The sequence below is a fragment of the Amycolatopsis sp. cmx-11-51 genome, assembly GCF_047608665.1.
In the GTDB taxonomy this organism is placed as follows: Bacteria; Actinomycetota; Actinomycetes; order Mycobacteriales; family Pseudonocardiaceae; genus Amycolatopsis.
In genome coordinates, this window is the sequence record NZ_JADNQO010000001.1 from 749,315 (window position 1) to 776,201 (window position 26,887).

Consider the following 26,887-nt stretch of genomic DNA (forward strand, 5'->3'; position numbering starts at 1 on the left):
AGGTCACGTAACCACACCGAGGCCACACGGTGGTATCGTTCGTTTGAACGAACGAGATACGCAGGGGGAGTCATGACCACCTCGAAACCGGACCTCGCGTTCACCGGCCTCGCCGAACAGGCCTCGATGCTCGCCAGCGGGACCACGACGTCTGTCGAGCTCACGCGCTTGGCGCTCGAAAGAGCCGAAGCCAGCCAGCCGACTCTCAACGCCTTCAAGTGCCTTCGCCCCGAAGAAGCCCTTCGCGAGGCCGAGGACGCCGACCGGCGGCTGGCCGCCGGTGAAACCGCTCCCCTGCTCGGCGTCCCCACCGCGATCAAAGACGACCTCGACGTCACCGGCCTGCCGACGGCGTTCGGCTGCGACGGCGACTTCTCCCCCGCGACGGCGGACTCCCCGCCCGTCGCGGCACTCCGCCGGGCAGGTGCGGTACTCATCGGCAAGACCAACACTCCAGAACTCGGCCAGTGGCCCTTCACCGAAGGCCCGGCGTTCGGCGCGACCCGCAATCCGTGGGATCCCGAGCGGACTCCTGGCGGTTCCTCAGGCGGCGCGGCGGCGGCCATCGCGTCGGGGGTGATCGCCGCCGCGCTGGGTTCCGACGGGGCCGGGTCGATCCGGATCCCGGCCGCGTGGACCGATCTGGTCGGGATCAAACCGCAGCGGGGCCGCGTCCCGACCGAACGTGAGCTGTTCCACGGGCTGACCGTGGTCGGCCCGCTCGCGCGCACCGTCGCCGACGCGGCCCTGCTGCTCGACGTCGCGGCCGGGACCGGGACCGCGTTCCAGGCGGCCGCCCGCCGCGAACCGGGCCGGATGCGCATCGGGCTGTCCACGCGGATCCCTTTCACCGCCACGAAAACCCGGCTCGACCCGCAAGCGCACGCGGCCGTCGTCCGGCTCGCGGAGCGGTTCGCCGAACTCGGCCACGAGATCGTCGAGGTCGAACCGGACTACCGGCTGATCGGCCTTACCTTCCTGCCGCGTTCGCTCGTCGGCGTGCGTGACTGGTCCCGTCGCGTCCCGGATCAGGCCCGGCTCGACCCGCGCACGCGGGCCAACGCGCGGCAAGGCTCAGCGCTCGCCGGTCCGGCGCTGCGGCTCGCGCGGGCCACGGAACCGTTGCTGCAGCGACAGATCGGCTCGGTGTTCGGCCGGGTGGACGTCCTGCTCACGCCGACCACCGCGACGCCGCCGCCGCGGATCGGCACCTTCGACGAGCTCACCGGCTGGCAGACCGATCAGGCCATGATCGCCGCGTGCCCTTACGCTTGGCCGTGGAACGTGCTGGGCTGGCCGGGGGTCAACGTGCCTGCCGGGCCGAGCCAGGAAGGCCTGCCACTCGGCGGGCAGCTGCTCGGCCCGTCGCACTCCGAAGAACGGCTGATCTCCCTGGCCGCGCAACTGGAAGAGGTCGAACGGTGGCAGGACCGCAAACCCGAGACCGCTTGGTGAACACCCGCGTGACGATTCTCCACGCCACGCTCGAGGTGGTCGGGGAACAGGGCGTCGGCGGGCTGACCAACCGCCGGATCGCGACCGCCGCCGACGTCTCGCTCGGCACGCTGACCTATCACTTCCCCAGCCAGACCGCGTTGCTGCGCGAGGCGATGCTGCTGTTCGCCGAGGAGGAGACCTCGAAGCTGACGGGGTTCGTCGACGCCTACCGGGAGAAGGGCTTGAGCGTCGAAGAAGCGGCGTCGGTCGTCGAGCAGGTGATCGCGAAATTGCCCTTCGGCACCGACGAACTCGGCGCGCACGAGCTGTATCTGCAGGCCGCGCGTGATTCCGGACTCCAGGACGCGGCCGCGCGGTGTTTCGCCGCCTACGACGAACTCGCGCTGGTCATCCTGCGGACGCTGGGCGTCCCCTCGCCGGAACGGCTGACCGGTCCGGTCGTGGCGTTGATCGCCGGACTGCAGTTGCGCAGGCTCGCCACGGGTGACGACGGCGTTCCGGTGGCCCTGCCCCTGATGATGCTCATCCGCGGCGCGTCATGAGCGGTCCGCCGATCGTCAAGGGGACGGCGGCGTGGAAGTACTTCGGGGACTTCCGGGCCGGGCTGCTGGCCGGGCAGGTGCTGGTGCTGCAGGTCGCGCATCCGGTGGTCGCCGCGGGGGTCCGCGATCATTCCGACTACATCGAGGATCCGTGGACACGGCTGGTGCGCACGGCCGCGTCGCTGTCCATCTACGTCTACGGCGGCCCGGAAGGCGCCAGGTACGAGGCCGACCGGTTGCGCGCGCTGCACCGGTCGTTCACCGGCGTCGACGCCGACGGCCGCGGGTACAGCGCGCTGCACCCGCGCGCGTACGCCTGGGTGCACGCCACGCTCGTCATGGTTCCCGTTGACACGCAACGGTTCTACGGCAAGCCGATGACGCCTTCCGAACTGGACGAGTACTACGCGCAGATGTGCGACATCGGACGGCTTCTCGGCCTGCGCGAGCAGGACCTGCCGCCGACGTGGGCGGAATTCGAGCGGTACTACGCGGATATGGTCGACGACTTCGGCCCGAACGAGACGATTTCGACGTTGTTCGAAACGATCCGGACGGTGAAGAAGCCGTGGCGGTGGCTGCCCGACCAACGCTGGATCCGGTTGCGGCGATGGCAGTACCTGGCGCAGATGTTCGTCATCCGGGGCACCCTTCCGCCCGCGCTGCGTGACCGGCTCGGTCTACAGTGGACTGATCGGGACCGGCGCCGGTTCGACCGGTTCCGCTCGGTGGTCAGGTTCTTCGGCGGGCTGGTGCCGACGACGTTGCGTTCGTCGCTCGTCCGCCGGATCGGCAGGCTCAACGTCTGATTCCGCGCCCATCCACGCGCGTACCGTTTCCTGGGTGGCAGTGGCGGGCCCGGTGGGGGCTGAAGGACGCTTTCCCCGCATAAGACGAGGCGAAGGGCGCTTTCCCCGCATCGCATGCGGGGAAAGTCCCCTTCAGCCCCCACCGGAGTAAGGGTGCTGGTCCCCTGTACGGGGGACCCCGATTCACCCCGCGCCGTGACGCTTTCCCCGGCCCCGGCCGTTAGCTTCAGGCGGGATGGGGAATTCACCGAGGGGGCGGCGCGCGGCGCCGTCGGTCATCGCCCGCGTACTCGTGCTCTGTGCGCTGGCTTCGTTGCTGTTGGGCGGCACGGCCCAGGCGGACGGCGTGTCGAGCGGGGCGGACGTCCAGGTCGCGCAGACGCTCGGCACCCGGGATCTCACCGTCGTGTTGCGGCGGATGGACATCGCGCCCGGCCCACTGCACGTCGACGTCGTCACGCACACCGGGAGCGCGCCGGGCACGCTGAAGCTGCGCGCGTCCACCGCGGGAACGACGTTCTCCGAAGCCACCGTCCGGCTGGACGGGAAACCCGGCGCCCATCCGGTACTGCTGCGCGTCGACCAGCCAGGGCCGTGGGAACTCGGCCTCGACGACGGGACGGACACCGCTTCCATCCCGTTCATCGTCCCGGCCAGGGTCATCCCCCCATGGGAGAAGGCCACCTTCGGCGGTTTCGTCGCCGCGGGGGTGTTCCTGGTGATCGGTCTCGTCGTGGCGATGCGCGTCAGACGGCCACAGCTCGCGCTGATCCCGGCGGGTGGCATGGTCGCCGCGCTCGCGGTCGCGATCACCGGGGCGATGCTCTCGGCGTCGACCCCGCCGCCGCCCGCGCCGGGCGCGGCACTGGATCCGACGATCGACAACATCCAGGACCCGTACGCGAACGCGCAGATGTCCACGGTGGACTTCTCGCGGCCGCCGGTGAACCTGGCCGTACGGTCGCCGAACGCGCGATCGGGCGGACTCGCGGAAATCCAGGTCGCGCTGGCCGACGGCGCGACCGGCCGCCCGGTCGACGACCTTCTGGTACACGACAACGCCTTGATCCACCTCGTCGTCATTTCACCGACGGGCAGGCTCTGGCATCTGCATCCGGTGCGCGTCGGCCCCGGTGACTACCGCGTGAAGTTCACGCCACCCGAGGCAGGCACCTACGCCGTCGCCGCGGAACTCGCCCGGCGAGGCGGTGGCGTGCAACTGGCACGCACCACGATGGTCGTCGCGCCCGGAGCGGACTCCCCCGCCGAACCCGCGCCCACGGGGGCGGGCACGCGGATGATCGACGGGAACCCGGTCGACGTCGACGTCGAACCTGGCCCGCCGACGACGATCACCGCGCGGTTCGGCAAGGCGGATCTCCAACCGTGGCTGGGCATGCTCGGCCACCTGATCGTCGTCGGCCCGATAACCGGCGACCGCCGGGTCGGCGCGGACGCCGCTGCCGCGCCGACCTGGGCCCACGTGCACTCGATGATCCCGCAATCGCCTGGTATGCCGGGGAAACCGGACGAGACCGTCGCCGCTTACGGCCCCGACGTCCCGTTCACCTACACCTTCGCCGCACCCGGCAAGTACCGGATCTGGCTGCAGGCCGAACGCGACTACACGGTGCTGACCGTGCCCATGCAGCTCGAAGTCCCGCAAGGAGGCACCCCCCAGTGACGTCCACAGTGGACACGCAAAGACGCAAGCCAGTCCTGCTGATCTCGGTGGTCGCCGTGCTCGTGGCGGCGATCGTGGCCTGGCTGGTCTGGCCGAGCGGAGATGGGGAACAAGTACAGAGCTCGACCCAGGGCCCGTACACCGTGCGGTTGTCGGTCGAAGATCCGCACCAGGGCGGCAATGTCTTCGCCCTGACCGTCACCGGCGCCGCACCGGACGTGGTCACCCTCGAGCCCGTGATGCCGCAGATGGGGCACGCGCTCGCGCCGTCGCCCGCGATCGCGGAGGCACCCGGCCGGTATCGCACCGGCGACGTCCTGCTGCCGATGCCGGGGCAATGGGAGATCACCGTTTCACTGCGCGGGCCGTCCGGCGCACGCAGCACGTTTTTCCTTTGCTGGTCAAGTAAGAGAGGGAGGTCGGGAATGGATCTCACCGCGGGAGGGGCGAGGGTCGCCTCGGTGGCACGCAGTGCACGCACCGGTCTCGTGCCGGCGGGTACGGTGCTGGCCGGGTCGGTGGTCTCGCTGATCGGGCTGACCTGGGACATCCAGTGGCACGGCGACGTCGGCCCGGACACGTTCTTCACGATGCCGCATCTGTTCCTGTATTCGGGCAGCGCGATCTCCGGGCTCGCGAGCCTCGTGGTCGTCCTGATGACCACGGCCGCGCGCCGGGCGGGCCGCCAGGCCGACGCGCGCGTCGGCGGTCGTGCGATCAACGTGTTCGGCAAGGTCTTCGCCGCGCCGGCCGGCTACCTGGTGACCGGGACCGGCGCGGCGATGTTCCTGCTGTACGGCCTGTGGGACCAGTGGTGGCACGGCCTGTACGGCTTCGACGCGGTGATCGACTCGCCACCGCATATCGGGCTGTTGCTGTCGATCACGCTGAGCATCATCGGCACGGTCATGGTGTTCGCGGCCGCGCGGGAGCACCGCTGGGGCACCCTCGGCGTGGTCGGCACCCTCGGTGTGCTGATCGCGTTCAGCATGGTCACCGTGCTGGGGCTCAAGCAGATCGACGTCGACCTGGTCGACGTCGTCTCCGTGGGCGTCGCGCTGCTTTCGGTGCTGCTGGTTTCGGCGGGCGCCGGGTTCTGGGGGCGTCCTGGCGGAGCGGTCCGGGTCGCCGCGTCGCTGGCGGTCATCCAAGCGATCACCTGGTGGTTCTCACCGTGGGCCGCGGAGGCGTACGCGAGCGCCGTCGGCCTGCCGATGCGGGACTACATCGACGGCGTACCGGCGATGCCCTCGATGATGCCGATGGCGCTGCTGCCGATCGCGGCCGTGCTCGAAGCGGTTTACCTGCTTTCGCGGCGCGGCTGGTCCGCGGGCCGCGTTTCGGTGCTGGCGGGCGGGATCGGCGGTCTCCTGGTCGGCGCGAGCATGCCGATCCAGGACACCATCGTCTACGAGAGCGGCTCCGTCGACTGGGCGGTCGTGTTCGCGACGGGCGCCTTCGGTGCGGTGCTCGGGCTGCTCGGCGGATTCGCCGGGTGGCGGTTCGGCGGGATGCTGCGGCTGCTGGCCCCGGCGAAGGAGGACAACGCGCATGCGTAGGACACTGCTGGCGCTGGCGGCGGCGATCGGGTTGCTGTTCGCGACCACCCCCGCGGCGAACGCCTACGAACCGGTGAACATCGTCCACACCGAACGGGTGCAGATCGGCCCGTACGGGATGACGGTCGGGTTCAGCACTTGGCCGTTGCGTGCCATGCAATCACTGGATTTCACGTTCATCCCGGACGACGGGATCGCCGGGAAGTCGGGGACGCTCGCGTTCGTCAATCCGGAGACCGGACGGCTGGGCCGTCCGCAACCGCTGGCGAAGCATCCGCGGAAGCTGGAGGTATGGGGGCTGGACATCCGGGCCCTGCAGACCGAGGGCTCGTGGGCGTTCCGGTTCGAGCTCGACGGGCCGGCGGGCAAGGGCGTGGGGGAACTCCGCGACCTGACGGTGCTCGAACAGCCGGGGCCGCCGATGGCGGTGAGCTGGTCGATCAGCCTGATCCCGCTGATCGTCCTTGCCGTCTTGATCGCCATCGCGTGGCGGCGCACCAAATCCAGGCTGCGCTCTTCGTCGCGCGCTGACGGGATCCCGGCCACAGTGTGACTCGAAGTGACCGAAGATCGGATGGCTCGCGTGTCCCGATGGGGCACGCGAGCCTCTCGTCATGGACTCAAATCGAACTGTCCGGCCTTGACCGCCTTGAGGAAGGCGTTCCACTCACCGGAATCGAAGACGAAGACGGGACTCTCGGCCAATTTGGTGTCACGTACCCCGACCAGCCCTTCCCTGCCTAGGTTGACCTCGACACAGTTCCCCCCGTTGGGCTCGCTCGCGAAGGACTTCTCCCACACGGCGTCGTCGAACAGCGACACGGCCGTGGTCGGATCGTAATCCGCCGCCGATGGATAATCGGCCATTGGTCGTACCTCCGAACGTCGGTCGGGGGTGCGGGTCGCGACCTGCGCGAACCGTCACGGCCCCGTCTTCTCCCTGCTTCAACGGGACTATCCCGCACGGCCAAGTGGGTGATCAACTCCGCCCACTCTCGACATGAAGATTATTCCAGGAGTAGGATTAATCGCAGCGGCCGGGGCTCGGTTGTTGGTGAATCGCTCGCAGTACGCAAAAACCTCGGTGGCAGGTGTCACCGAGGTGGCGTTCAGCAGGGAGTTTCGCCTTTCCGGCAGGACACCGACGGCAGGTGAACGGCAGGGCGGCAGCACCCCGCGGCGCATGACCACCCACCGCCGACCTCGTGGGGGAGGATCAGCGTGATCATTCAGGACACCATGCCTGCGACGGTACTCGCCGTCGGCAGGCTCATGGCCGGAACGGCGGGCGAGAGCCGCCGCTCCGCGCATCTCTTCGACCTGCACTCCCGGGGTTCACACCCCGAGTTCCTGCACACCCGTTGTGGCGCGGCGATGCCTTTCGACCACTTGGAGTGGATCCCCGTCGGTTCGGGGATGCCCTGTGAGCGTTGTCTCGGCCTCGTAGGTTCGGCCGAGCAGGCGCGGTTGCCGCGTCCGAGCCGGGGGGTGTGACCGGAATGGCCGTCCGCCTCACCACGCTCTTGTTCCGCCGTGAGGACGAACGCCTTGCCTCGGCGAAGCACCGCAACATCGGGCTCGAACTCCGTCAGCGTTTCGGGTTCAGCCTCATCCAGGCCCCGCTGCGCAAGCAGCCACCGTGGAACTCCGAAGTCGATTTCCCCGGCCGGCGCGGCGCGCACCGGGACCTGATCAGGACCGGCCGTCCGTTCGAAGGTCAGTTCGAAATTTCGCCCTTGATCGGGCATCTGACCGGCCGGGCCTGACTTCCGGGGGTCTCAGGGCTTGCGGCCCAGTCCGCCGAGCCCGCCGGTGAACGTCGGATCGTCGGCGAACCTGTCGCTCGCGCGGGAAGCCGCTTCGTCCAGATGCCAGGCGGCCATCCAATCGATCCCCGGCTCGACCATCTCCAGTCCGTCGAAGAACGCGGCGAACTCGGCGCGGGAACGCAGGTGGAACGGCGCACTCGTCTTCTTGTACAGCTCCTGGACGTTCTCCCGGTTGTCGTTCGCCTTGCGGGTGACGCCGTCCTCGGTCAGATGCGAGGACAGGAAGTACGACCCGGACGGCAGCAGGTCGAGGTAGCGCCGGACCATCTCGTGGACCGGTTCGTCCGGTCCGAGGAAGTACAGCAGGCCGACCAGGACCAGCCCGATCGGCTGCCGGGGATCGAGCACCCCGGTTTCGAGGGCGCGCTTCCAGATGTCGGCGGGGTCCCGCACGTCGCCCTGCAGGACCGCGTGCCGCCCGAGCAGTCCCTCGCGTTCCAGCAGCAGCTGGGAATGCGCGACGGCGACCGGCTCGATGTCGACGTAGACGACGCGGGAGTCCGGGTTGATCGCGCTCGCGATCTGATGGACGTTGCCGACGGTGGGGACCCCGGAGCCGATGTCGAGGAACTGAGTGATCCCTTGGCGGGCCAGGTAGCCGACGCCGCGGCCGAGGAAGTCGCGCCCGACCCTGGCGAACGTCTTGACCTCCGGGAACTGCTTGAGCACCTGCGTGCCGAACTCGCGGTCGACGGCCCAGTTGGCCGAGCCGCCGAGGAACCAGTCGTACACCCTGGCCACGTTGGGGCGTTCGAGATCGACACCTTCGGGGGCTTCGGGATCCTGCTGCGTCGTCATGCGGTCACACCTCGTCACAAAGCGGGTTTGCGGGCGACCCCGCCGATGGTGCAGCTAAGCGTAGGCGAGCGGGAGTCGTCCAGCCTCCACGCGCCGACCGGGACCAGACCCGGCGCCACGAGGTCGAAATCCCCGAAGAAACCCAAGATCTCTTCCCTGTCGCGGAAGGAGGCGGGTGTGCTCGACTGCTCGTACTGCTTCACGACGCTCTGGACCTGTTCCAGCTCGTCCCCTTCCACGCCGGACATCGTGACGTGGGAGAGAACGTAGAACGACCCGGCGGGCAGCAGCTTCCGGTACCGCGCGACGACGGTGGCGATTTCGGGGCCCGGCACGAAATGCAGGACCGCGACGGTGAGCAGGGCCACCGGTTTCGCCGGGTCGAGCACGCCGGTGTCGACGGCGCGTTCCCAGACGTCGTCCGCGTCGCGCAGGTCGGCGCCGAGCACCGCGTGCCTGCCGGGGTCGCCGCACTTCTCCAGCAGGATCCTGGCGTGTGCGACGGCGACCGGTTCGTTGTCGACGTACACGCACCGGCTGTCGCCGTCGACCTCGTCGGCGATCTCGTGGACGTTGCCGACCGTCGGCACGCCGGAACCGAGGTCGAGGAATTGGTTCACGCCGTTCTCCGCGCAATGCCGCACCGCGCGGCCGAGGAAGGCGCGGTTGGCCCTGGCGAGGGAGCGGATGAGCGGGAATGTCTTGACCAGTTGTTCGCCGAATTCCCTGTCCACCGCCCAGTTCGCGGTTCCCCCGAGTGCCCAGTCGTAGATACGGGCGGCGTTGGGCCGCTCGAGATCGACACCCTCGGGCAGGAACTGCGGGTCCACGTTCAGCCCCTGTCCACTCGACCGCGCTGACGCCGGTAACCCTACCGAAGGAAGGCCGGGTGCTCTCAGGATTGCATCTGATTGCGGTACAGCTCGGCGAGTTCCTTGAGGAATTGCCGAGTCTCCTGGCGCTCCAGCGCGGCGCCGCGCAGGCGGTCCCAAGAATCGACGAAAATGTTGAAATCCTTGACGTCGTCGAGGTACAACCCGCCCGCGGAATGCTCGATGTAGACGAAATCCCTGGTGCGGTCGGGAAAACGCATGATGGTGAAGTCGTTGGGCACGGCGGCGAGCCGCGCGCTGAACGGCAACACGTGCACATACACGCGCGGATGCTTGTCCAGTGCCAGCAGATGCTCGACCTGGTCCAGCATCACGGCGGGGGCGGAGCCGCCGGGAGCGCGGCGCAGGGCGCCTTCGCTGATGATGAACCGGTAGTACGGCGGCTGCTGTTGCTCGAAGACGGCCTTGCGGTCCAGCCGGTTGCGGACCAGCGAGGTGACGTCGGTGGCGCCGGCTTCGGTGAACTGCTTGAGCATGTAGTGCTCGGACTGCAGCGGGCCGGGGATGCGCTCACCATGCCAGGTGAGGATCTCCGCGGCCGCGGGTTCGAGGTCGGTGAAGGTGCGGAACCAGTGCGGCACCACGGATCGGTAGCCGGACCAGTGACCACGCTGCCCGGCGGCGGCGCGGGCGAGGTTCATCAGCGTGTCGGCCTCGTCGCCGTTGATCCCGAACGCGTTCAGCATCGATCGCACATCCCCGAGTTTGACCCCGACGGCACCGGACTCGATCTTGTTGACCTTGCCCTGGGTGCAGCCGAGAACCTCGGCGACCTGCTGCTGTGTCATCCGCGCGGCGTTGCGGGCATGCCGGAGCTCGTTTCCGAGCTGCTTCCGGCGCGAGGTGACGGTGCTGGCCATCAGCCTTGCTCTCCCGGACCACATAGCCAGGACAGCGGCTTCCCGCCGTCCTGCGCGCGAACACTTCGAACCCACCCAGGGTACTGCACCTTGCGGGGTTCGATGATGACATTGCGCAGCGTTCCAGGAAACGGCTGAAAACACCAGTCACCGGGCACATCACCCTGGTGGCGGAACGATCTCGTCACATACCGGGCACCTTCGTCCGGCATAGTGACCGGGTGGACCAATCCCCCATCGCCCAGCGGGTCACCGACGATGTCTACGGGTACGTCCAGCCCGACGGCTCCTGGTGGATCAACAACTGCGGGTTCGTCGCCGCGGGCGATCACACCGTGGTGATCGACACGTGTTCGACCGAGCGGCGTACGCGCGCTCTGCTGGAGACGGCGGTTTCGACCGGCGGGGCGCCGGTGACCACTGTGGTCAACACGCATCACCACGGCGATCACACGAACGGGAACTACCTGGCGACCGGTGCGACGATCGTCGGGCACCGGAAGACGCGTGAGGTGATGGTCGCGACCGGGATCAACACCTACGACAACGCGTTCACCGGGAGCGACTGGGGTCATCTGGAGCTCGGGGATTCCCCAAGGTGCTGTTCGACGACCGGCTGACCGTGCACGCCGGCGACGTCCGGCTGGAGCTGATCCACCCGGGACACGCCGCGCACACCACCAACGACGTACTGGTCTGGCTGCCGGAGCGGCGGGTGCTGTTCGTCGGGGACCTGATCTTCAACGGCGGCAGCCCGTTCGCGTTGATGGGTTCGCCCGCCGGCTGGCGGAAGGCCCTGGACCTGGTCCGTGAGCTGGAGCCGGAGACGATCGTGCCGGGCCACGGTCCGGTGTGCGGGCCCGAGGCGATCGACGTCGTCGACGGATACCTCGGTGTCCTGCAGCGGATCGCCTCACAGGGGAAGGCCGCCGGCCTGACGCCTCTCCAGGCCGCTCGCGAAGCCGATCTCGGGCCTTACGACGCACTGTCCGAACAGGAACGACTGCCCGGGAACCTGCACCGGGCCTACGCCGAACTGGACGGTCTCGACTGGGGCGCGCCGATCGATCTCGGGGCCGCGATGGCGGACATGGTCACCTACAACGGCACCCCGATCCACTGCTTCTCCTGACCGGACTGCGCCTTCGCCGACAACCGCCGGCCGCAGCGTCCTGCAACCCCGGACCTGGGACCTGGGTGTCGCGAAAGCCACTTTCGAGTCATGTGACGTCCCGAAAGTGGCTTTCGCGACACACCGAAAATCCCCGCGCGCCCGAACCCCAGCCCCCCGCCCGTCCCTGGGGGACGGCCCCGCACCCAGCGTATCGGTGCCCACCGTCGGTCCGGGGTAGTCGAGCCGAGTTGCCCACAGGTGGATCCGGTTGTGGACAACTCGCGTTCGATGCCTTCTCGCCCCGGCGCCGTATCCCTCAACGGGGATAGGCTCGGCAGGGGAATCGAAGCGGAAGGGTGCGGATGAGCAAGAAGGCGAGCATCGGGGTCACCGGCTTGGCGGTCATGGGCCGCAACCTGGCCAGGAACCTCGCGAGGCACGGGCACACGGTGGCCCTGCACAACCGCTCCGAGAAGCGGACGAAGGAACTGGTCGAGCAGTTCGGCGACGAGGGCGACTTCATCCCCGCGTATTCGGCGCAGGAGTTCGTCGCCGCGCTGGAGCGGCCGCGCCAGGTCGTGATCATGGTCAAGGCCGGGGCGCCGACGGACGCCGTGATCGACGAGTTCGTCCCGCTCCTCGAGAAGGGCGACGTGATCGTCGACGCGGGCAACGCGCACTTCGCGGACACCCGGCGTCGGGAGGCCGCGCTGCGTGAGAAAGGCATCCACTTCGTCGGCACCGGGGTGTCCGGCGGCGAGGAGGGCGCGCTGCACGGGCCGAGCATCATGCCGGGCGGGTCCGAGGAGTCGTACCAGTCGCTCGGGCCGCTGTTCGAGGACATCTCGGCGAAGGTCGACGGCGAGCCGTGCTGCACGCACGTGGGCGCGGACGGCGCCGGGCACTTCGTGAAGATGGTGCACAACGGCATCGAGTACGCCGACATGCAGTTGATCGCCGAGTCGTTCGATCTGCTGCGCGGCGCGGGTGGCTACTCCCCCGCCGAGATCGCCGACGTCTTCCGGACCTGGAACTCCGGACGGCTGGATTCGTATCTGATCGAGATCACTTCACAGGTGCTGGCCCACACCGACGCCGCCTCCGGCAAGCCGTTCGTCGACATCGTGGCGGACCAGGCGGAGCAGAAGGGCACCGGCCGCTGGACCGTCCAAATCGGACTGGACCTGGGCGTGCCGATCAGCGGGATCGCGGAGGCCGTCTTCGCACGGTCGCTGTCCGGATCGTCGACCCTGCGTGAGGCCTCCCGCGGTCTGGGTGGTCCTTCGCGTACTCCGCTGACGGGGTCCGCTTTGGACACCTTCGCGGACGACGTCGAGCAGGCGCTGTACGCGTCGAAGGTGGTGGCGTACGCCCAGGGCTTCAACCAGATCCAGGCGGGCGGCGCCGAGTACGGCTGGGACATCGACCTCGGCAAGGTCGCGTCCATCTGGCGCGGCGGCTGCATCATCCGCGCGAAGTTCCTGAACGACATCACCGCCGCGTACGCCGAGGAGCCCGCGCTTCCGACGCTCCTGACGTCCGGCGGCTTCCGCAAGGCCGTCGAGGACGCCCAGGACTCCTGGCGTTCGGTGATCTCCACGGCGGTGCGGCTCGGGATCCCGACCCCGGGCTTCTCGACCGCGTTGGCCTACTACGACGGTCTGCGTGCGGAGCGGCTCCCCGCCGCGCTGGTGCAGGGGCAGCGGGACTACTTCGGTGCCCACACGTACCGCCGGGTCGACCGCGAAGGTTCGTTCCACACCGCTTGGGCGGCCGACAACCGTCCCGAATCCTCCGCCTGACGGAGCTGAAGGGGACTTTCCCCGCATAAGACGCCACAAAGGGGCCCTTCACCGCATCACATGCGGTGAAGGGCCCCTTCGCTAACTCGCGATCCGGACGTCCGGGCGAACCCTCGCCGCTGCGGCCGCATGCGCGGCCAGCAACTCCTCGATCACCTTGTCCGGCTCGGTGCGCAGGCGCGAAGGCAACGTCTGGAGAACCAGCACGCCAGCCGCGGCGTACCGCCCATTTCTCGCCAGTGTCCGATCGAACCCGTCGACGGCCTTGAGGTGGAACGACAGCGAGTCAACCTCCCAGGCCAGCCCGACATCGTCGAACCAGCCATCCGGCTTGGCGATGTATTCGCCCGATGTGGTGTACAACTTCTTGTTCCACATCGGCTCCGGCAAGCCTGACCGTGCCCAGACCTGTCGTGCATCGATCTCCGCGATCGACTCCGACCCGAAAGCCAGCTCCGTGAGAACGTGCCGAGGCAGCGCACTGCCACGCTGGCTACCGTGAGCCAACTCGTGAGACAACCGCTCGAAAGAGCTGTACTTGCGTTGAACCACTTCGCTCACCAAGGCTTTGACGGGCCGGACCTCTGTCTGTCTGCGACAGAGGTCGAGGGTCGCACGGGTGACTTCCGCGAGCGGCCGTCCACCTCGGGTCACCAGCCGTGGCATCCGCTGAGTTCGCTCGACTACCACAAAACCGTAATTGTGGAGCTTCCGTTCGTGCGGAACGAGGAGATGGACCTCTTCGCCGGTATCGGGTAAATCGCGTAGGCCGTAAGCCCGACAAGCCACACTGCCGGTGATCAGGGCAGTCTCGCCGCCGTAGAGCATCGCGGCTGCGATCTGCTGTTCGCGAGTGGGTGGTGCGTTGAAGAGGAGGACGATCCCCGGCAGAAGTCTCGTCCATGGACCGCCGGGCCCGCATCTCCGATACGTCGTGGTCGAGGAAACCCCCATTTCTTGAAGGCGCATCGCCCGGATGACGCCATGGTCGCTGTTCTCCATCAGGAGGTCGGGGTCGTCGCCCCATGATCCTTTTTTCATTCCTCGATCTTGCGACCGGTTCCAGCGCCTGCCTAGCCGCGATTCCGCGACCTGTGGATAACTGGGGTGTTGTGGATAAAGCTGAAGGGGACTTTCCCCTCATGTGATGCGGTGAAGGACGCTTTCGCCTCATCAGATGCGGGGAAAGTCCCCTTCAGCCCTCCCTGGCGGCGACGATCTCCGCCAGTGCCCCCAAGATCGTCGCTTCGACCTTCTCCTTCGAGAGCCCAAGCTCGCTGAGCACAGTGAAGTCCTCGATTTCGAACAGGGCCAGCAGGATGTGCTCGGTCCCGATGTAGTTGTGCCCGAGCCGCAGCGCCTCCCGCATGGTCAGCTCCAGCGCCTTCTTGCTCCGCGCGCCGAACACCATCTTCGCCGCCTCCGCCGGTTCGGCGGCGGGTTCCGGTAGCCCCGCCACCGCGGCCTCGCGGACGGCGTCGAGGGTCACGTTCTGCGCCACGATCGCCCCGGCGGCGAGCGCGGCGGGCTCGGCGAGCAGACCGAGGATCAGGTGCACGGGCTCGATCTGCGGGCTCTTCGCCGCGACGGCCTCGTCCCGCGACGCGACGACGACGTGCCGGGCGCGATCGGTGTAGCGGCTGAACACCTTCACCAGGTCTTCGAGTGAGGTGCCTCCACCGGATTCCTTGGGGACGAAGCGTTTCTGGGCGGCCTGTTTGGACACCCCCATGTTCTTGCCGATTTCGGTCCAGGACGCGCCGGAGCGCCGCGCCTGGTCGACGAAGTGGCCGATCAGGTGGTCCGCCACTTCGCCGAGGCGCTCGCCGAGGAAGACCGCGTCGAACAGCTGGCCGAGCACGTCGCCGTCGGGATGCTGCTGCTTGATGTGGGAGATGAGGTCGTCTAGCCGGACCGGATTCGTCATATCGTCAACTTTAGGTTGACGATCCTCGATCGTCAACCGCGAGTTGACGCAAGGGTCGCCTTCAGGTCGAAGCCGTTGGCCTCCAGCGTCTCGAACCGCGGCGCCGGATCCGCGGCGAACAGGCGGCGCGCGGCGATGTGGTCCGGCGGGCGGTTCACCGACTCGACACCGGCGAGCACACCGTCGCGGAACGACAGCACCGAGAATTTCCCGCCCTCCCGGTCCCCGGTCACGACGGTCTCTTCCGCCCCGGTCAGGATCCCGGCGATCTGCAGTTTCGCGCCGAGCTGATCGGTCCAGAACCACGGCAGGCTGTCGTAGGGCGCGGGTTCGCCGGCGATGGCCGCGGCCGCCGCCCGCGCCTGGTCGACGGCGTTCTGCACCGACTCCAGCCGCGTCGCCGTCCCCGCCTGGACACACGGGAAGTTCGCGCAATCCCCGACCGCCGAGATCTTCGGGTCGCTCGTGCGCAGATGTTCGTCGACGACGACACCGTTCGCCACCGCCAGCCCCGCCTCCTCGGCGAGCCGCGTCCTCGGCTCCACCCCGACCCCGACCAGCACCAGATCGGCGAGCAGCAGGCTGCCGTCACTCAATTCCACCTCGGCCACCCGGTCGTCGCCACGCAACGCGGCGACGCCCTGGCCGAGCAGGATCGTATGCCCGGCGCCCTCATGCAAAGCGGCGAAGAACGCCGAGACCTCCGGAGTCGCGACACGTGCCATCAGCCTGTCCTGCGCCTCCACGATCGTCACGGGCCGCCCGGCGTGCGCGGCGAATTCGAGCCCGATGAACCCGCCCCCGACCACGACGACGTTCTTCGCGCTTTCCAGTGCCGCGCGCAAGACGTCGGCGTCGTCTTTGGTGCGCAAAGTGAACACACCATCCAAAGTGGACCCAGGTACCGGCAGCACGCGGTTGTTCGCTCCCGTCGCGAGGACGAGATGGTCGTACCCGTGTGCACTTCCGTCCTCGAGCACCACGTTCGCGGCCTCGCGATCCACCGACGCGACGCGGCCAGGGATCAGCTCGATGCCCTTCTCCGCGAAGAAGTCTTCGGGCCGCAGACGTAACTGGGCGTCGCCCGCCGTCCCGGCGAGGTAGCCCTTCGACAGCGGAGGCCGTTGGTACGGCAGGCCGGGTTCGTCGCCGATCAGCACCACCCGCCCGTCGAACCCCTTGTCCCGCAGCGAGGTCGCCACCCCGAACCCGCTCTGTCCGGCCCCTATGACGAGGACGGTCTCCATCGGCGCTCCTTCCGTTGTGCCCGGTGTCCATTCAACACAGATCCAGCCCTTTCGACCGCCCCTTCGCAACGTGATCCTCATACGGCGGACGCGCTACGGTCCCAGCCGAGGTCCACCCGGTCGATTAGCGTCCTCCGCTGCCGCGGGGATCGCGACGCCGATACCGGCGCTCGGGATCGGGAGGCTCTTCGGCATCCGGCTGCCGGTGGTGGCGGGCGCGACGTTCATCGTGGTCAATCCGATGATCATGATCGCGTCGGGGGTGTTCGGCCTGCTCATCGCGAAACCGTTCGCCAAGATGATCCGGTTCTTCCCGCCGATGGTTTCGGGCACGCTGCTCGTCGTCATCGGCATCTCGTTGATCGCCCCCGGCGTCGGCCTACGCGAAACCGGCCGACATCGCGCTCGCGTTCGGCGTGGTCGCGGCCGTGCTCTCGATGTGCGTCGTGATGCTGGTGACCTACACCGACTCCGACCTCGCGCGCGGTCTCGCCGCCGACGGTCGTTCGGCCAGCCTCGGCGGCGCGATGAACACGTTCCCGGACACGGCTTTCGCGCAGAACGTCGATTCGGTGTCGGCCTGCTGCCCGCGTTCTCGACGACCAGTTCGGCAACTCGATCTTCTTCCAGCACTTTCCGGCGTGGCTGCAGACCATCCGCGGCAGCCCCATCACGGTCGCCGCGATCGTCGCCTTCACACTGAACCTGCTGTTCAACCACCTCGGCAAGCTGCGGGAGCCAGATCTACTGAAGGCGCGCTGAACACGGCAGGATGACCGGCATGCGCCTCACCCTTCGCGTGCTGGGCTGGATCGCCGTGGTGTCGCTCGCCGCCGCTCTGGTCACCGTCGTGTTGCTCACCTTCGGTCCCCTTCCCCGCGAGGTGCTGTCCGGTACGAGCGGACTCTCGGTGGCGGAACGGATCAAAGCCGAATCCGACGTTCGCACGTCGCTCCTGCAAGCGGTGGCGGGGACCTTGCTCGTCATCGGCGCCGTCACCGCCTGGCGGCAAATGCTGATCGCCCGCGGTCAACACCGGTTGAGCCACCGGACGGCGGTGACCGAAGCCTTCACGAAGGCCGTGGAACAACTGGGAGACGCCGATTCGTCCGCGCTCCGGCTCGGTGGGATCTACTCACTGGACCGGGTCGCCGAAGACGACCCGGCGGAGGCCCGCAGGATTGGCGAGATCCTTGCGGCGTTCGTGCGCGAACGTGCCACCACCACGCCGGTGGCCCATGAGGTCGCCGCGGCGGTTTCGGTGCTGGCCGCACGAAAGTGGCCGGGTGCGGTCGACCTGTCCAGGACCGTACTCACCGGACTCGACCTGGGGAACGCGAAGCTGTCCGACGCGAGCCTGGCAGGCAGCGACCTCACCGGTGCCACCCTCTGCGGAGCCCACCTACGCCGGGCAGATCTCAGTGGAGCGAACCTGCGTGAAGCCGATCTCAAAGGCGCTGACCTCAGGGAAGCCGCACTCCACGACGCCAAGATGTCGGGCGCGGTGGCCGACTCAGCCACCCGCTGGCCCACCGGCTTCGTCCTGGCCGACAACGGTGTCCGGCTCAGTTGAGGGAACCAGAGCCATGAGCGCGAACCGGATCGCGCTCCCGACGTCGATCGTCTCGTGTTGTTTCACGACCAGTGTCCCGCTTTCGTCCCGCTCCGGAACAAACAGGTACGAGCAATCGTAAGAGTCCTTTATCTCGTCCGCGGCCAGCTGGAAATTCGCGACCGCCTTCCCGTGCTCTCCGAGGAAAACTTCAGCGATCGCGAGGTTGTACCTGCTCAGGGAGCGCTCGTCCGCCGTATCCGCGAGCTCGATGGCGTTCACCGCCCATCGTGCCGCCTCGCCTGGGTCAGTCGAGCAAAGCAGCACGAAGGCGCAGTCGTTCGCCGATCGCCATCTCGGCCGCAACCGGTGCGCGGTCTGGAACAACTCGATCGATTTCGCGAGATCTCCTTCCTCGAAGGCAGTGAACGCGCCGGCCAGCTGGTAGTCCGAATGTCCGGTCATCAAGTCGGCCACCTCGGTCTGGATGAGCCATTCTCGCAGCTGGGGCCAGGGAGCCAGGGGTTGCCGAAGGCGTTCGACAGAGATCCGGCCGCCGTGGCGTTCCACCGCCCGTCGGGTCGCGATGAAGGCTGGCTCACGCTCGATGTCGAAGTCCGCCATATCCGCAGACGTGATCCACCTGATCGCGGTGTTGTCCCCGAACACGCAGGTCAGTTCGGTGATGTCGAGCGCGGCCGGGAACCCGGCACGGACGATCCCCTCGTAGAGGTAGGCGACGGTGTGATTGCCGGGCGCGTCCATCGACAGAGACGCCAGTGCCTTGAGTCCGACGCCCAGGGTGTCCTGGCTCATACCAGGGCAACACGTCCGGAGGAGCGTTCCCCTGGTCGTCGCCGTGAGATCGCACAGCAGGAAATCAAGCTGTCTGCTCATCAGGTGGTTGAACGGCAGACTGTTCATCAGCTGCGTATGCGAGTGAACAGACTCCGCACCACGCCCGCTCATCGTCCACAGCCGGATGTAGATCTCATCGAACATCGATCCGGCGAACCGAACGCGGCCGTTGTCGATCTCGATGATCTTCGCCTTGACGAGATCGTCCCGGCATCGATCGAGCACCTCGGGTGCCATCGCGTCGCGAACGTAGAGATGGTGCGCGAACAAGGCTTCCGCGAGGGTCGCCCTGTCTCTGGCCGAACACAACACGTTCAGCACGAGAAGCTGTTCGTGGGTGAGTGTTTTCACGGCGTCCAGCAAGGCGTGCTCACGTGACAGTCTGCGCTTGTCCATGATCGCCAGCACGTCGTCGAGGGCTTCGGGTGTGAGCTTCATCGTCTTCGTCACGCCTCGCTGCCATCGGCTGAACATGGTGTGGCAGTAGAACTGGATCTCGTACGGGTTGCCGTCTGTGAGCATCGCCAGGTTGTTCGCCGTGTCACGGATGTCGGAGAAACACTCGGCGACGTCGAGGCCGGCGGCGGTGAGCGGTCTCGCCGCACAGTCCTCGATCTCCGCGGTCTCGGCGAATCGCGCGACCTCGACGAATTCGAATTGCCGCAGGAGATGGTCGAACACCACGTTGATGCGATCGATCAGCTCCGTCGTCCCGGCCAGGACGAAGACGAACCCCCGTAATTGCATCCCCAGGGTGCGCAGGAGGGAGAGGACGTCTTCGTTGTCCGCGATGAGCTGGGCCTCGTCGACCAGGACGACGATCGGTCGCTCGGCCCGTGTCACGAGGTAAGTGAGGTCGGTGCGCAGCGCCATCTCGGAGAGAGGGGCACCGGACCGTGCTTGCGCGAGGTTCTCCGGAAACTCCAAGGGGAAATCGTCTTCCGGGACTTCGCCCCCGGCGATCCGGCGGATCCGCCGCGGCGTGGCCGGTCCGAGGTCGGCGACCTCGCTCACAGCACCGAGCACTTCCTCGTAGAACTTCCCGACGAAGGGCAGCAATCCAGCGTCGGCGGGTACCAGATCGAGCCGGACCACCGGACAATCGCGTTCTTTCGCCATTAGCTCGATCATGTTGAGCAAGCTGGTCTTTCCGGCGGCGCGCTGACCATGGACGGCGACATAGCCGACCGGCTTGTCCGGGTCGGCCGCCGCGAGGACGGTGGCGACCTGGGACAGTTCCGGCCTGCGCCCGGCGAACACGTTCTCGTCGCTGACCGGGTTCGCATAGTCGTATGGGTTGCTCAGCGCCGAGATATCCACCCGTACATAGTGCTACAAAAGAAGACGCCCTAACACCAGAGCCACTTCGGCCACAGGTTGCACTCTTCGGTGGGCGTCGTGGTGGGCGGTGCCGGAGTCGGGTTGGGCGGCTTAGGCGCGCCCGTCGACCCTGTCGTCCGCGGCGGATCAGCGGGCTTGTTCGACGAGGTCGGCGTCGTGGGGTCGGGCGAGTCGGAGGTGGGCGCGGCCGAACTCGACGTGCGGCGGCTGGACGTCGTCTTGGCGGGCTGCGACGAGGTCCCTGCGCCGCTGCTCTCACCGGTTCCGCCCGTCTCGATGGTCTGGACCGCCGAGGTGGCGTCGGCTCCCCTGTTCTCCGAAGGCCGCTTCGGCATCTCGATGACGCTGATCTGGTTCGGCTGCGCATTCTGTTCGGGCTCCGAATCGAACCCGAAGAGAACAGCGGCCGCGCCGCAGGCGACGACCACGCCGATGGTTACCGCGATAACTCTCCAGCGTGACTTTGCCCGTGACTCCTCGTGGTCGTCCCAGCCCTCGCGAATGAGCAGGTCGGCGACCGAAACGTCGTCGTCATCCACCAGCTGAACCTTTCGCACTGGGAACAGGCCGACAGTAGTTTTACCCGAGCTCACCGCCGAATGGGTGAGGTTGTCCAAGAATAATTCACCCGATGGAACACCATAGCGGGTGTCGGTCACGCAACGTGTATTCATATGCTTTCGCGCATATCAGCACTGGTCGCCCTCCGGTTCGCGTATACAGCGCCCTCCATGGGTGGTGTAATCGACGGTGCCAGCACCGGAAGAGGGGGTTCGGACGGATCATGGAGGCTGACGCCCTCGCCGTGCCGGGAGCCGGAAATTCCGCGGGTCCGGCAGGCGCACCGCTCGGGAACGAGCCGGTCGGCGATCTCGGCCTCGCGGGCGACCACGCCGCCATCTGGTCGTACGACTTCGAGAACGAGACGCTGTCCTGGCTGCCAGGGCTGGAGAACCTGCTGGGTGGAGCCGGACTCTCCGAAGCGGAGCTCACTGAGTCTGATCTTGAGGCGAGGCTCGCCGATCTGGTGGCCCCGCTGACCTCCGGCACCCGCACTTCCCCGCCTTGGCGTGAGTTCGAACTCGAGCAGTCGTTCCGGAACCCGGCCGGCGAGATCCGCTGGATCCGCCTGCGCGCCCGCACCATCGGCGACGAGGACGGCTCGTCGGGGCTGCTCGGGATCGCCACCGACGTGACCGACGTCCGCGAGAATCGGCAAGCCCTCGAAGATCTCACTGACCGTTACCGGCTTTTGGTGGAACTCAGCCCCGACGCGGTCTGTGTCCACGAAGCCGGTGTCGTCACGTACGTGAACAGGGCCGCCGTCACCGCGCTCGGAGCGTCCTCGACCGCCGAGCTGATCGGGCGCCCGATCATGGACTTCGTCGCCGACGAGTCGCTCCCGGCCCTGCTGGACAGGATCGCGTCACTCCACCGCCAGGGCGCGTCGACCGATCCCGCCGACGCCGTCATGCTCCGCCTCGACGGTACGAAATACCTGGTCCAGAGCATCTCGGTACGGACCACCTGGGAAGGACGGCCCGCTTTCCAGGTCATCATGCGCGACATCAGCGCGCAGAAGGCCGCCGAAGCGACACTGCGCTACCAGGCCGCGCTGATCAGCCACGTCAGCGACGCGATCATCGCGACCAGCGGCACCGGCGTGGTGACCAGCTGGAACCCGGCCGCGGAGAATGTCTACGGCTGGACGGCGAACGAGGCGATCGGCGGCACGGTGAGTGACCTCGTCGGCGCCGCGCTCGACCCGGAAACGGTGCTGCGCAAGGGCGGCGTCCTGCGGACGACCCACCGCCACCGCAACGGCTCGACACTGGCCATCCGCATCTCGGCCGCGGAGATGAACGACGGTTTCGTCCTGGTCTGCGCCGACGAAACGGCCCGGCGGCGCGCCGAGCAGCACTACAGCACGGTGGTCGCGTCGCTCGACGAAGGCGTGATCGTGATCGGGCCCGGCGGGCTGATCGAGTCGGCCAACCCGGCCGCGTGCCGGATCATCGGTGTCGGCCACGACGACCTCATCGGCGTCCCGTGCGTGCTGCTGGAGCTGTACGACGAGCTGGGCCGCATTCCCCCCGCCCGGATGCCGTCGGTGGTGACCCGGCGCACCCGGGTCACGCAGACCGGCCTCGTGCTGCGGCTGCGGAGATCCGACGGCGGCGATGTCTGGATCTCGATGACGTCGCGGCTGCTGACCCCGGAAGACCCCTCGGCCACGGCGGTGGTCGCCTCGTTCACCGACATCACCGAACGCCGCGCGATCGGTGAGCGGCTCGCGCACGAGGCGACGCACGACCCGCTCACCGAACTCGCGAACCGGACGCTGGTGCTGGACAGTCTCGCCGAGGCGTTGTCCGGCGCGGGCCGCGCCGAGCTGACCACGGTGCTGTTCATCGATCTCGACAAGTTCAAGGTGATCAACGATTCCCTCGGCCATTCCGTCGGTGACAAGGTGCTCCGCATCGCGGGTGAACGACTGCGCCGGGGGATCGGCGAGAACGACCTCGTCGGCAGGCTCGGCGGAGACGAATTCGTCGTCGTCACCGCGGAGATCACCGAATCGGCCGAGATCAAGGCGCTGGCCGAGCATCTGCGCGAGGCGCTGACCGAACCGATCACGGTCAACGGCAGGCAACTGCACATCGACGCCAGCATCGGCATCGTCACCGCGGCCAACGACGACACCCGGACCGCCGAGGACCTGCTGCGGGACGCGGATGTCGCGATGTACCAGGCGAAAACGCTGGGCCGCGCGCGCTACGAGTTCTTCGACGTCGAGCTGCGCGAACGGATGCAGCGGCGGCTCCGGATGGAGCAGGACCTGCGCGAAGCCCTGCAGAACGGCGAACTCTGGGCGGCGTACCAGCCGGTCGTCGACATCGAATCCGGCGAGATGGTCGCCGTGGAAGCGTTGCTGCGCTGGAAACATCCGGCGCACGGCACGATCTCACCCGCCGAGTTCATCCCACTCGCCGAGGAAAGCGACCTGATCAACCTGATCGGCAAGTACGTCCTGCGTACGACCACGCGCGAGATCGCCAAGCGACGCGAGCAGCTCGGCATCGACCTGAACCTCAAGGTCAATCTTTCGGCCAGGCAGCTGGACGATCCGCATCTGGTGGCAGGAGTGCAGGACGCGATGAAGACCACCGGGCTCCCGCCGCACGCGCTGACCCTCGAGGTCACCGAAAGTGCGTTGATGCGAGACCAGGCAGCGGCCGCCGAAGTACTGACGTCCTTACGTGATCTCGGTGTCTCACTCGCGATCGACGACTTCGGCACCGGCTATTCGTCGCTCGCGCAGTTGCAGCGGCTGCCGCTGGACACGCTCAAGATCGACCGCACCTTCGTCACCGGCATCGCGGAATCACGCGACGCGGCCGCGATCGTCAAGAGCATCATCGCGATGGCGCACGCCGTCGACCTGATCGTCGTCGCCGAAGGTGTCGAGAACGAAGACCAGCTCACCGTCCTGCGTGAGCTGCGCTGTGACCAGGCGCAGGGTTTCCACTTGGGCCGCCCCGCGCCCCCGGACGAACTTTTCGGAGTCGCTGAATGAGTGTCGAGATCAAATCCGGTGAAGACCGCTACGACATCGTCGTGGACGGCAAACCCGCCGGGTTCCTGGAAACCCGCACCCGGCCGGACGCGATTCTGTTCCTGCACACGGAAATCTCCGACGACTTCGCCGGGCAGGGGCTGGCGGGCAAGCTCGTGACCGCCGCGCTCGACGACGTCCGGGCGCAGGGCGGGTCCGTCCTGCCCCACTGCCCGTACGTGCGCTCCTTCATCGCGAAACACCGCGAGTACGAAGACCTCGTCCCCGAGGACAAGCGCGCGGAATTCGAGCTCTGAGCCCTCACCCCCGATAGATCTTCAGCAGCTTCGCGAGTTCGTCTTCGGTCAGCACGACGTCCAGCTCGCGCAGCGTCGCATCGAGCCGCTCGGGCGGGATCGTGCTGGTCTCCTTGGTCCCGTCCGGCCGCTCGACGATGAACTCGTCGCCGATCAGCTTGCGGCTGAGCCCTTCCTCCAGCCGCATGATCACCAGGCGCCCGGTGAACGGCGAGCGCGGATGCGTCGACGTGTAGTGGTGGTAGACCTCGTAGTCGATCCGGTGCATCGGCGTGAGCGTGAAGGCGTGCAGGTCGGTCCAGTCGTCGCCCTCCTGCTTCTGGAGACGCCACCAGTCGCCGTCGGCGACCAGCCGGTGCGGCCAGCCGGCCTGATCCACCACGGCACCGTCGACCAGCGGCATCGGAACCAGCATCCCGGCCCCGAAACCGACGTCGACCAGGTGCTGGACACCGTCGGCCTCGATCGCGAGGGTCATATGCGTGTACGGCCCGTTCTTCTGCGGTTGCACCCGCGCGACCAGGCGGCGCACGGGGTAGCCGAGCTGCTCGGCGGCCGCGGCGAACAGGCTGCCGTGCTCGTAGCAGTAGCCGCCGCGATGACGGCGGACAAGCTTGCCGATCACGTCGTCGAGCGCGATCCCCTTGTGCTGCCCCAAAACGACGTCGACGTTCTCGAACGGAATGGCAAGGATGTGCGCTTTCGCCAGCTCACGCAACGCGGCGGCGGACGGGTTCGCGCGCTCCTGGGCGATCCGGCTGAGATACGCGTCGAGGTCGAGGGCGTCGGCGGTCCATTCGGCGACCTGTTCAGCTGCGAGTGTCATGACCCGAGCCTGACACCTCTACCTGACTCGAGGTCAAGATCAGCGCCAGCCTCCTGGGTGATCGCTTACGCGGCCACCGTGCCATCGCCGCCCGCCTGGCCTGGACGACGACCGTCGCACCCGGCTTCGACGGCTTGTCGGCCTGAAACACTCCGATGACCGTCGAGTCCATTGTGGACATCTTGACCTATTCCGAAATCTGCTCCGGCTTCGGCGGCGAGTTCAGGCACGCTGAAAGTTCTCGCGGCGGAACTCACGGGCTTTCCGTTCCGCAGGCCGATCGGGGTGCAACTCAGGGTGGGGGTCACGCGTCTTGTGACTGTGACCGGTGGCAGAGAGCTTTCTTGGGACGGGTGTGTCAATGTTCGTGACCTGGGCGGGCTGGGCCGAGCCAGACCGCGTGCGGTGGTCCGGATGGAGGCGCCGACGCGGTTGAGCGAGGCCGGGGTGGGCGGCCGCCTGGGCGTACGGGGTCCGCACGGTGGTCGATTTGCGCAATCCCGACGAGCGCGAGCCGGAGCTCGCGCCGAGACCGGCGGGTATCGCGACCGTGCGTGCCCCACAGGATCCGATCGGCACACCGTTCTACGAGCAGTGGACAAAGATCGACAACTTGGCCTCGCCGCTGTACTACCCGGCGATGCTCGTGGAACACCCTGAGCCGGTGGTCACCGCCGTGCGGGCGATCGCCAACGCCGCACCGGGATGCGTGGTGTTCCACTGCGCCAGCGGCAAGGACCGGACCGGGCTGCTGGCCCTCGTGTTGCTCACGCTGGCCGGAGCGGCGCCGGACGAGATCATCGCCGACTATCTGCTGACCTACGACCGGTTGAAGCAGCAGTATGACGAACTCGGTGTCCGCGACCAGCTCACCGCTGTGACCGAGCACCTTGCGGCCCGCAACACCACCATCGAGGCATCGCTCACCTCGACGATCGCGTCATTGACGATGCCTGACTTCCTGCTCGGGAACGGCTTGTCCGATACCGAACTCGCCGCCCTGCACGCCCGCTTGACTATCTGAGAAACAGGTCCAACGACGAAAAACCCGGCGCCAGTCACTGGAGGGAGAGACTGGCTGCTTATTCTCATGACGGGCTTCCGGCGCGCTCCGCGCCAACCCGCACCGCGGTCGGTTCGTCTCGTCGATCGGGCGCTCGACCTCGTAGCGCAGTTCGAGGAACTCGAAGTAGGTCACCAGGCTCTGTACGCACGCCGCTCGGGTCGACCCAAAACCCACTCTGACAGGTTGCTCGGGTCAGCGCCGCTCCGGTCCGCCGCCGCGCTAGAAGCAGCAGGGACGAGGGGAACGGGGGCGAACAGGCACACGACGAACGCAACATCGGCCCTCGACCAGCGACACCAGGCCCAGACCTGCCGGGCAACCCACGTGCAACAACCGGCGGCCAAGGAGGGCAACCACGGTCAACAGTGGACAGACTCAAGATCGGCCGCAGGCATGGAAAAACCGCCTTGACCTGGGTCAAGACGGTTTCAAGAGCGGTGGCCAGGGCCGGGGTCGAACCGGCGACCTTCCGCTTTTCAGGCGGACGCTCGTACCAACTGAGCTACCTGGCCGGGAACGCCGGCCTGGAGCCGAACGATCTTGCGACCCTGACGGGACTCGAACCCGCGACCTTCGCCGTGACAGGGCGACGCGCTAACCAACTGCGCCACAGGGCCTTGCATACTGCTTTGTAACTGTACTGCGTACTCCCAACGGGATTCGAACCCGCGTTGCCGCCTTGAAAGGGCGGAGTCCTAGGCCGCTGGACGATGGGAGCCCGGTTCGGTTTCGGCGAACCGACCGACCCGCGCTCTCCGGTGTCCCCGGGAGCGAACATAACTATAGGACACGCTCGTTTCAGCTCCCGCACAGGGGGTCCCCTAGTTGTTCGCGGGGCTGGGACCTGCG

25 protein-coding genes, 3 tRNA genes and 2 pseudogenes are annotated in these 26,887 nt (G+C 67.5%); 16 read left to right on the forward strand and 14 right to left on the reverse strand.

What is annotated here, in order from left to right; all coding sequences use genetic code 11:
- Positions 1 to 72: 72 nt before the first annotated feature.
- From ACM6LU_RS03735 to ACM6LU_RS03765, 7 genes and pseudogenes are all read left to right on the forward strand, one after another.
- Entirely contained in the window at positions 73 to 1,455 is a 1,383-nt protein-coding gene (locus tag ACM6LU_RS03735; protein ID WP_414936134.1) for an amidase, read from the forward strand.
- On the forward strand, positions 1,452 to 2,000 hold the full coding sequence (locus ACM6LU_RS03740; protein WP_414937077.1) for a TetR/AcrR family transcriptional regulator: 549 nt from the start codon (positions 1,452 to 1,454) through the stop codon (positions 1,998 to 2,000). Before ACM6LU_RS03735 ends, ACM6LU_RS03740 begins: the two co-directional genes overlap by 4 nt.
- Positions 1,997 to 2,809 carry an oxygenase MpaB family protein gene (locus ACM6LU_RS03745; protein ID WP_414936135.1) on the forward strand — a complete coding sequence of 271 codons (813 nt, stop codon included), beginning with the start codon at positions 1,997 to 1,999 and terminating at the stop codon, positions 2,807 to 2,809. The genes ACM6LU_RS03740 and ACM6LU_RS03745 overlap by 4 nt, the downstream gene beginning before the upstream one ends.
- Positions 2,810 to 3,044: 235 nt before the next feature.
- The gene (locus ACM6LU_RS03750; RefSeq protein WP_414936136.1) at positions 3,045 to 4,493 is read left to right on the forward strand and encodes a hypothetical protein; all 1,449 of its coding nucleotides are present in this window, start codon (positions 3,045 to 3,047) and stop codon (positions 4,491 to 4,493) included.
- A 143-nt stretch (positions 4,494 to 4,636) separates the two neighbouring features.
- Positions 4,637 to 4,786 (forward strand): annotated as a pseudogene (locus ACM6LU_RS03755) (hypothetical protein); the annotation flags it as partial.
- 132 nt (positions 4,787 to 4,918) lie between these two features.
- Entirely contained in the window at positions 4,919 to 6,052 is a 1,134-nt protein-coding gene (locus tag ACM6LU_RS03760; RefSeq protein WP_414937078.1) for a hypothetical protein, read from the forward strand.
- Positions 6,045 to 6,605, forward strand: coding sequence for a hypothetical protein (locus ACM6LU_RS03765; protein WP_414936137.1), 561 nt, complete (start codon positions 6,045 to 6,047; stop codon positions 6,603 to 6,605). The genes ACM6LU_RS03760 and ACM6LU_RS03765 overlap by 8 nt, the downstream gene beginning before the upstream one ends.
- Positions 6,606 to 6,664: 59 nt before the next feature.
- On the opposite strand, the gene ACM6LU_RS03770 is transcribed toward ACM6LU_RS03765, so the two are convergent.
- Positions 6,665 to 6,919, reverse strand: a complete 255-nt coding sequence (locus ACM6LU_RS03770; protein WP_414936138.1) for a DUF397 domain-containing protein — start codon at positions 6,917 to 6,919, stop codon at positions 6,665 to 6,667.
- A gap of 354 nt (positions 6,920 to 7,273) precedes the next feature.
- On the opposite strand from ACM6LU_RS03770, the gene ACM6LU_RS03775 reads away from it, so the two are divergent.
- Together ACM6LU_RS03775 and ACM6LU_RS03780 are read left to right on the forward strand one after the other, a co-directional pair.
- On the forward strand, positions 7,274 to 7,546 hold the full coding sequence (locus ACM6LU_RS03775; RefSeq protein ID WP_414936139.1) for a hypothetical protein: 273 nt from the start codon (positions 7,274 to 7,276) through the stop codon (positions 7,544 to 7,546).
- 5 nt (positions 7,547 to 7,551) lie between these two features.
- The gene (locus ACM6LU_RS03780; protein WP_414936140.1) at positions 7,552 to 7,818 is read left to right on the forward strand and encodes a hypothetical protein; all 267 of its coding nucleotides are present in this window, start codon (positions 7,552 to 7,554) and stop codon (positions 7,816 to 7,818) included.
- Positions 7,819 to 7,830: 12 nt separating this feature from the next.
- Here the strand turns inward: ACM6LU_RS03780 and ACM6LU_RS03785 are convergent, their stop codons facing one another.
- The 3 genes from ACM6LU_RS03785 to ACM6LU_RS03795 all read right to left on the reverse strand — a co-directional run bounded on the left by ACM6LU_RS03785 (position 7,831) and on the right by ACM6LU_RS03795 (position 10,432).
- Entirely contained in the window at positions 7,831 to 8,679 is an 849-nt protein-coding gene (locus tag ACM6LU_RS03785; protein ID WP_414936141.1) for an SAM-dependent methyltransferase, read from the reverse strand.
- Between the two features lie 14 nt (positions 8,680 to 8,693).
- On the reverse strand, positions 8,694 to 9,509 hold the full coding sequence (locus ACM6LU_RS03790) for an SAM-dependent methyltransferase (protein ID WP_414936142.1): 816 nt from the start codon (positions 9,507 to 9,509) through the stop codon (positions 8,694 to 8,696).
- 65 nt (positions 9,510 to 9,574) lie between these two features.
- Positions 9,575 to 10,432, reverse strand: a complete 858-nt coding sequence (locus ACM6LU_RS03795; protein ID WP_414936143.1) for a helix-turn-helix domain-containing protein — start codon at positions 10,430 to 10,432, stop codon at positions 9,575 to 9,577.
- Between the two features lie 221 nt (positions 10,433 to 10,653).
- Between ACM6LU_RS03795 and ACM6LU_RS03800 the strand changes: the two are divergent.
- Both ACM6LU_RS03800 and gndA read left to right on the forward strand, forming a co-directional pair.
- A pseudogene (locus tag ACM6LU_RS03800) lies at positions 10,654 to 11,564 on the forward strand (MBL fold metallo-hydrolase).
- A gap of 344 nt (positions 11,565 to 11,908) precedes the next feature.
- The gene (gene gndA, locus ACM6LU_RS03805; protein WP_414936144.1) at positions 11,909 to 13,348 is read left to right on the forward strand and encodes an NADP-dependent phosphogluconate dehydrogenase; all 1,440 of its coding nucleotides are present in this window, start codon (positions 11,909 to 11,911) and stop codon (positions 13,346 to 13,348) included.
- 81 nt (positions 13,349 to 13,429) lie between these two features.
- Here the strand turns inward: gndA and ACM6LU_RS03810 are convergent, their stop codons facing one another.
- The 4 genes from ACM6LU_RS03810 to ACM6LU_RS03825 form a co-directional block, all read right to left on the reverse strand.
- A complete protein-coding gene (locus ACM6LU_RS03810) occupies positions 13,430 to 14,350 on the reverse strand; it encodes a hypothetical protein (RefSeq protein ID WP_414936145.1) in 921 nt (306 codons plus the stop codon).
- A 193-nt stretch (positions 14,351 to 14,543) separates the two neighbouring features.
- The gene (locus ACM6LU_RS03815; protein WP_414936146.1) at positions 14,544 to 15,275 is read right to left on the reverse strand and encodes a Clp protease N-terminal domain-containing protein; all 732 of its coding nucleotides are present in this window, start codon (positions 15,273 to 15,275) and stop codon (positions 14,544 to 14,546) included.
- Between the two features lie 32 nt (positions 15,276 to 15,307).
- The gene (locus tag ACM6LU_RS03820; protein WP_414936147.1) at positions 15,308 to 16,522 is read right to left on the reverse strand and encodes an NAD(P)/FAD-dependent oxidoreductase; all 1,215 of its coding nucleotides are present in this window, start codon (positions 16,520 to 16,522) and stop codon (positions 15,308 to 15,310) included.
- 93 nt (positions 16,523 to 16,615) lie between these two features.
- On the reverse strand, positions 16,616 to 16,870 hold the full coding sequence (locus ACM6LU_RS03825) for a hypothetical protein (RefSeq protein ID WP_414936148.1): 255 nt from the start codon (positions 16,868 to 16,870) through the stop codon (positions 16,616 to 16,618).
- A 68-nt stretch (positions 16,871 to 16,938) separates the two neighbouring features.
- Between ACM6LU_RS03825 and ACM6LU_RS03830 the strand changes: the two genes are divergently transcribed.
- Together ACM6LU_RS03830 and ACM6LU_RS03835 are read left to right on the forward strand one after the other, a co-directional pair.
- Entirely contained in the window at positions 16,939 to 17,298 is a 360-nt protein-coding gene (locus tag ACM6LU_RS03830; RefSeq protein ID WP_414936149.1) for a hypothetical protein, read from the forward strand.
- Positions 17,299 to 17,303: 5 nt separating this feature from the next.
- Complete coding sequence (locus ACM6LU_RS03835) at positions 17,304 to 18,095, forward strand: pentapeptide repeat-containing protein (RefSeq protein ID WP_414936150.1); 792 nt, start codon at positions 17,304 to 17,306, stop codon at positions 18,093 to 18,095.
- Here the strand turns inward: ACM6LU_RS03835 and ACM6LU_RS03840 are convergent.
- Together ACM6LU_RS03840 and ACM6LU_RS03845 are read right to left on the reverse strand one after the other, a co-directional pair.
- Positions 18,036 to 20,252, reverse strand: a complete 2,217-nt coding sequence (locus ACM6LU_RS03840) for an AAA family ATPase (protein WP_414936151.1) — start codon at positions 20,250 to 20,252, stop codon at positions 18,036 to 18,038. The genes ACM6LU_RS03835 and ACM6LU_RS03840 overlap by 60 nt on opposite strands.
- A 29-nt stretch (positions 20,253 to 20,281) precedes the next feature.
- The gene (locus ACM6LU_RS03845) at positions 20,282 to 20,932 is read right to left on the reverse strand and encodes a serine/threonine protein kinase (RefSeq protein WP_414936152.1); all 651 of its coding nucleotides are present in this window, start codon (positions 20,930 to 20,932) and stop codon (positions 20,282 to 20,284) included.
- A gap of 125 nt (positions 20,933 to 21,057) precedes the next feature.
- Between ACM6LU_RS03845 and ACM6LU_RS03850 the strand changes: the two genes are divergently transcribed.
- Both ACM6LU_RS03850 and ACM6LU_RS03855 read left to right on the forward strand, forming a co-directional pair.
- On the forward strand, positions 21,058 to 23,850 hold the full coding sequence (locus tag ACM6LU_RS03850; protein ID WP_414936153.1) for an EAL and GGDEF domain-containing protein: 2,793 nt from the start codon (positions 21,058 to 21,060) through the stop codon (positions 23,848 to 23,850).
- Positions 23,847 to 24,146: a GNAT family N-acetyltransferase gene (locus tag ACM6LU_RS03855; protein WP_414936154.1), complete on the forward strand. Its 300-nt coding sequence runs from the start codon at positions 23,847 to 23,849 to the stop codon at positions 24,144 to 24,146. Before ACM6LU_RS03850 ends, ACM6LU_RS03855 begins: the two co-directional genes overlap by 4 nt.
- A gap of 4 nt (positions 24,147 to 24,150) precedes the next feature.
- Here ACM6LU_RS03855 and ACM6LU_RS03860 read toward each other — a convergent pair whose 3' ends face one another.
- The gene (locus ACM6LU_RS03860; protein WP_414936155.1) at positions 24,151 to 24,972 is read right to left on the reverse strand and encodes an arylamine N-acetyltransferase family protein; all 822 of its coding nucleotides are present in this window, start codon (positions 24,970 to 24,972) and stop codon (positions 24,151 to 24,153) included.
- A gap of 481 nt (positions 24,973 to 25,453) precedes the next feature.
- On the opposite strand from ACM6LU_RS03860, the gene ACM6LU_RS03865 reads away from it, so the two are divergent.
- Positions 25,454 to 25,996, forward strand: a complete 543-nt coding sequence (locus tag ACM6LU_RS03865) for a tyrosine-protein phosphatase (protein ID WP_414936156.1) — start codon at positions 25,454 to 25,456, stop codon at positions 25,994 to 25,996.
- A gap of 480 nt (positions 25,997 to 26,476) precedes the next feature.
- On the opposite strand, the gene ACM6LU_RS03870 is transcribed toward ACM6LU_RS03865, so the two are convergent.
- The 3 genes from ACM6LU_RS03870 to ACM6LU_RS03880 form a co-directional block, all read right to left on the reverse strand.
- Positions 26,477 to 26,550: transfer RNA gene (locus tag ACM6LU_RS03870), tRNA-Phe, on the reverse strand.
- Positions 26,551 to 26,581: 31 nt separating this feature from the next.
- Positions 26,582 to 26,655, reverse strand: a tRNA-Asp gene (locus ACM6LU_RS03875).
- Between the two features lie 28 nt (positions 26,656 to 26,683).
- Positions 26,684 to 26,756 (reverse strand) — tRNA-Glu (locus ACM6LU_RS03880).
- Positions 26,757 to 26,887: the final 131 nt, after the last annotated feature.

Bases quoted from the DNA above. Each gene is read 5' to 3' on its own strand.
- ACM6LU_RS03735 (WP_414936134.1), top strand. From the start codon at position 73: ATGACCACCTCGAAACCGGACCTCGCGTTCACCGGCCTCGCCGAACAG.
- ACM6LU_RS03745 (WP_414936135.1), top strand. From the start codon at position 1,997: ATGAGCGGTCCGCCGATCGTCAAGGGGACGGCGGCGTGGAAGTACTTC.
- ACM6LU_RS03750 (WP_414936136.1), top strand. From the start codon at position 3,045: ATGGGGAATTCACCGAGGGGGCGGCGCGCGGCGCCGTCGGTCATCGCC.
- ACM6LU_RS03760 (WP_414937078.1), top strand. From the start codon at position 4,919: ATGGATCTCACCGCGGGAGGGGCGAGGGTCGCCTCGGTGGCACGCAGT.
- ACM6LU_RS03765 (WP_414936137.1), top strand. From the start codon at position 6,045: ATGCGTAGGACACTGCTGGCGCTGGCGGCGGCGATCGGGTTGCTGTTC.
- ACM6LU_RS03770 (WP_414936138.1), bottom strand. From the start codon at position 6,919: ATGGCCGATTATCCATCGGCGGCGGATTACGATCCGACCACGGCCGTG.
- ACM6LU_RS03780 (WP_414936140.1), top strand. From the start codon at position 7,552: ATGGCCGTCCGCCTCACCACGCTCTTGTTCCGCCGTGAGGACGAACGC.
- ACM6LU_RS03785 (WP_414936141.1), bottom strand. From the start codon at position 8,679: ATGACGACGCAGCAGGATCCCGAAGCCCCCGAAGGTGTCGATCTCGAA.
- ACM6LU_RS03795 (WP_414936143.1), bottom strand. From the start codon at position 10,432: ATGGCCAGCACCGTCACCTCGCGCCGGAAGCAGCTCGGAAACGAGCTC.
- gndA (WP_414936144.1), top strand. From the start codon at position 11,909: ATGAGCAAGAAGGCGAGCATCGGGGTCACCGGCTTGGCGGTCATGGGC.
- ACM6LU_RS03810 (WP_414936145.1), bottom strand. From the start codon at position 14,350: ATGGAGAACAGCGACCATGGCGTCATCCGGGCGATGCGCCTTCAAGAA.
- ACM6LU_RS03815 (WP_414936146.1), bottom strand. From the start codon at position 15,275: ATGACGAATCCGGTCCGGCTAGACGACCTCATCTCCCACATCAAGCAG.
- ACM6LU_RS03820 (WP_414936147.1), bottom strand. From the start codon at position 16,522: ATGGAGACCGTCCTCGTCATAGGGGCCGGACAGAGCGGGTTCGGGGTG.
- ACM6LU_RS03825 (WP_414936148.1), bottom strand. From the start codon at position 16,870: ATGACGACGAGCAGCGTGCCCGAAACCATCGGCGGGAAGAACCGGATC.
- ACM6LU_RS03835 (WP_414936150.1), top strand. From the start codon at position 17,304: ATGCGCCTCACCCTTCGCGTGCTGGGCTGGATCGCCGTGGTGTCGCTC.
- ACM6LU_RS03850 (WP_414936153.1), top strand. From the start codon at position 21,058: ATGGAGGCTGACGCCCTCGCCGTGCCGGGAGCCGGAAATTCCGCGGGT.
- ACM6LU_RS03855 (WP_414936154.1), top strand. From the start codon at position 23,847: ATGAGTGTCGAGATCAAATCCGGTGAAGACCGCTACGACATCGTCGTG.
- ACM6LU_RS03860 (WP_414936155.1), bottom strand. From the start codon at position 24,972: ATGACACTCGCAGCTGAACAGGTCGCCGAATGGACCGCCGACGCCCTC.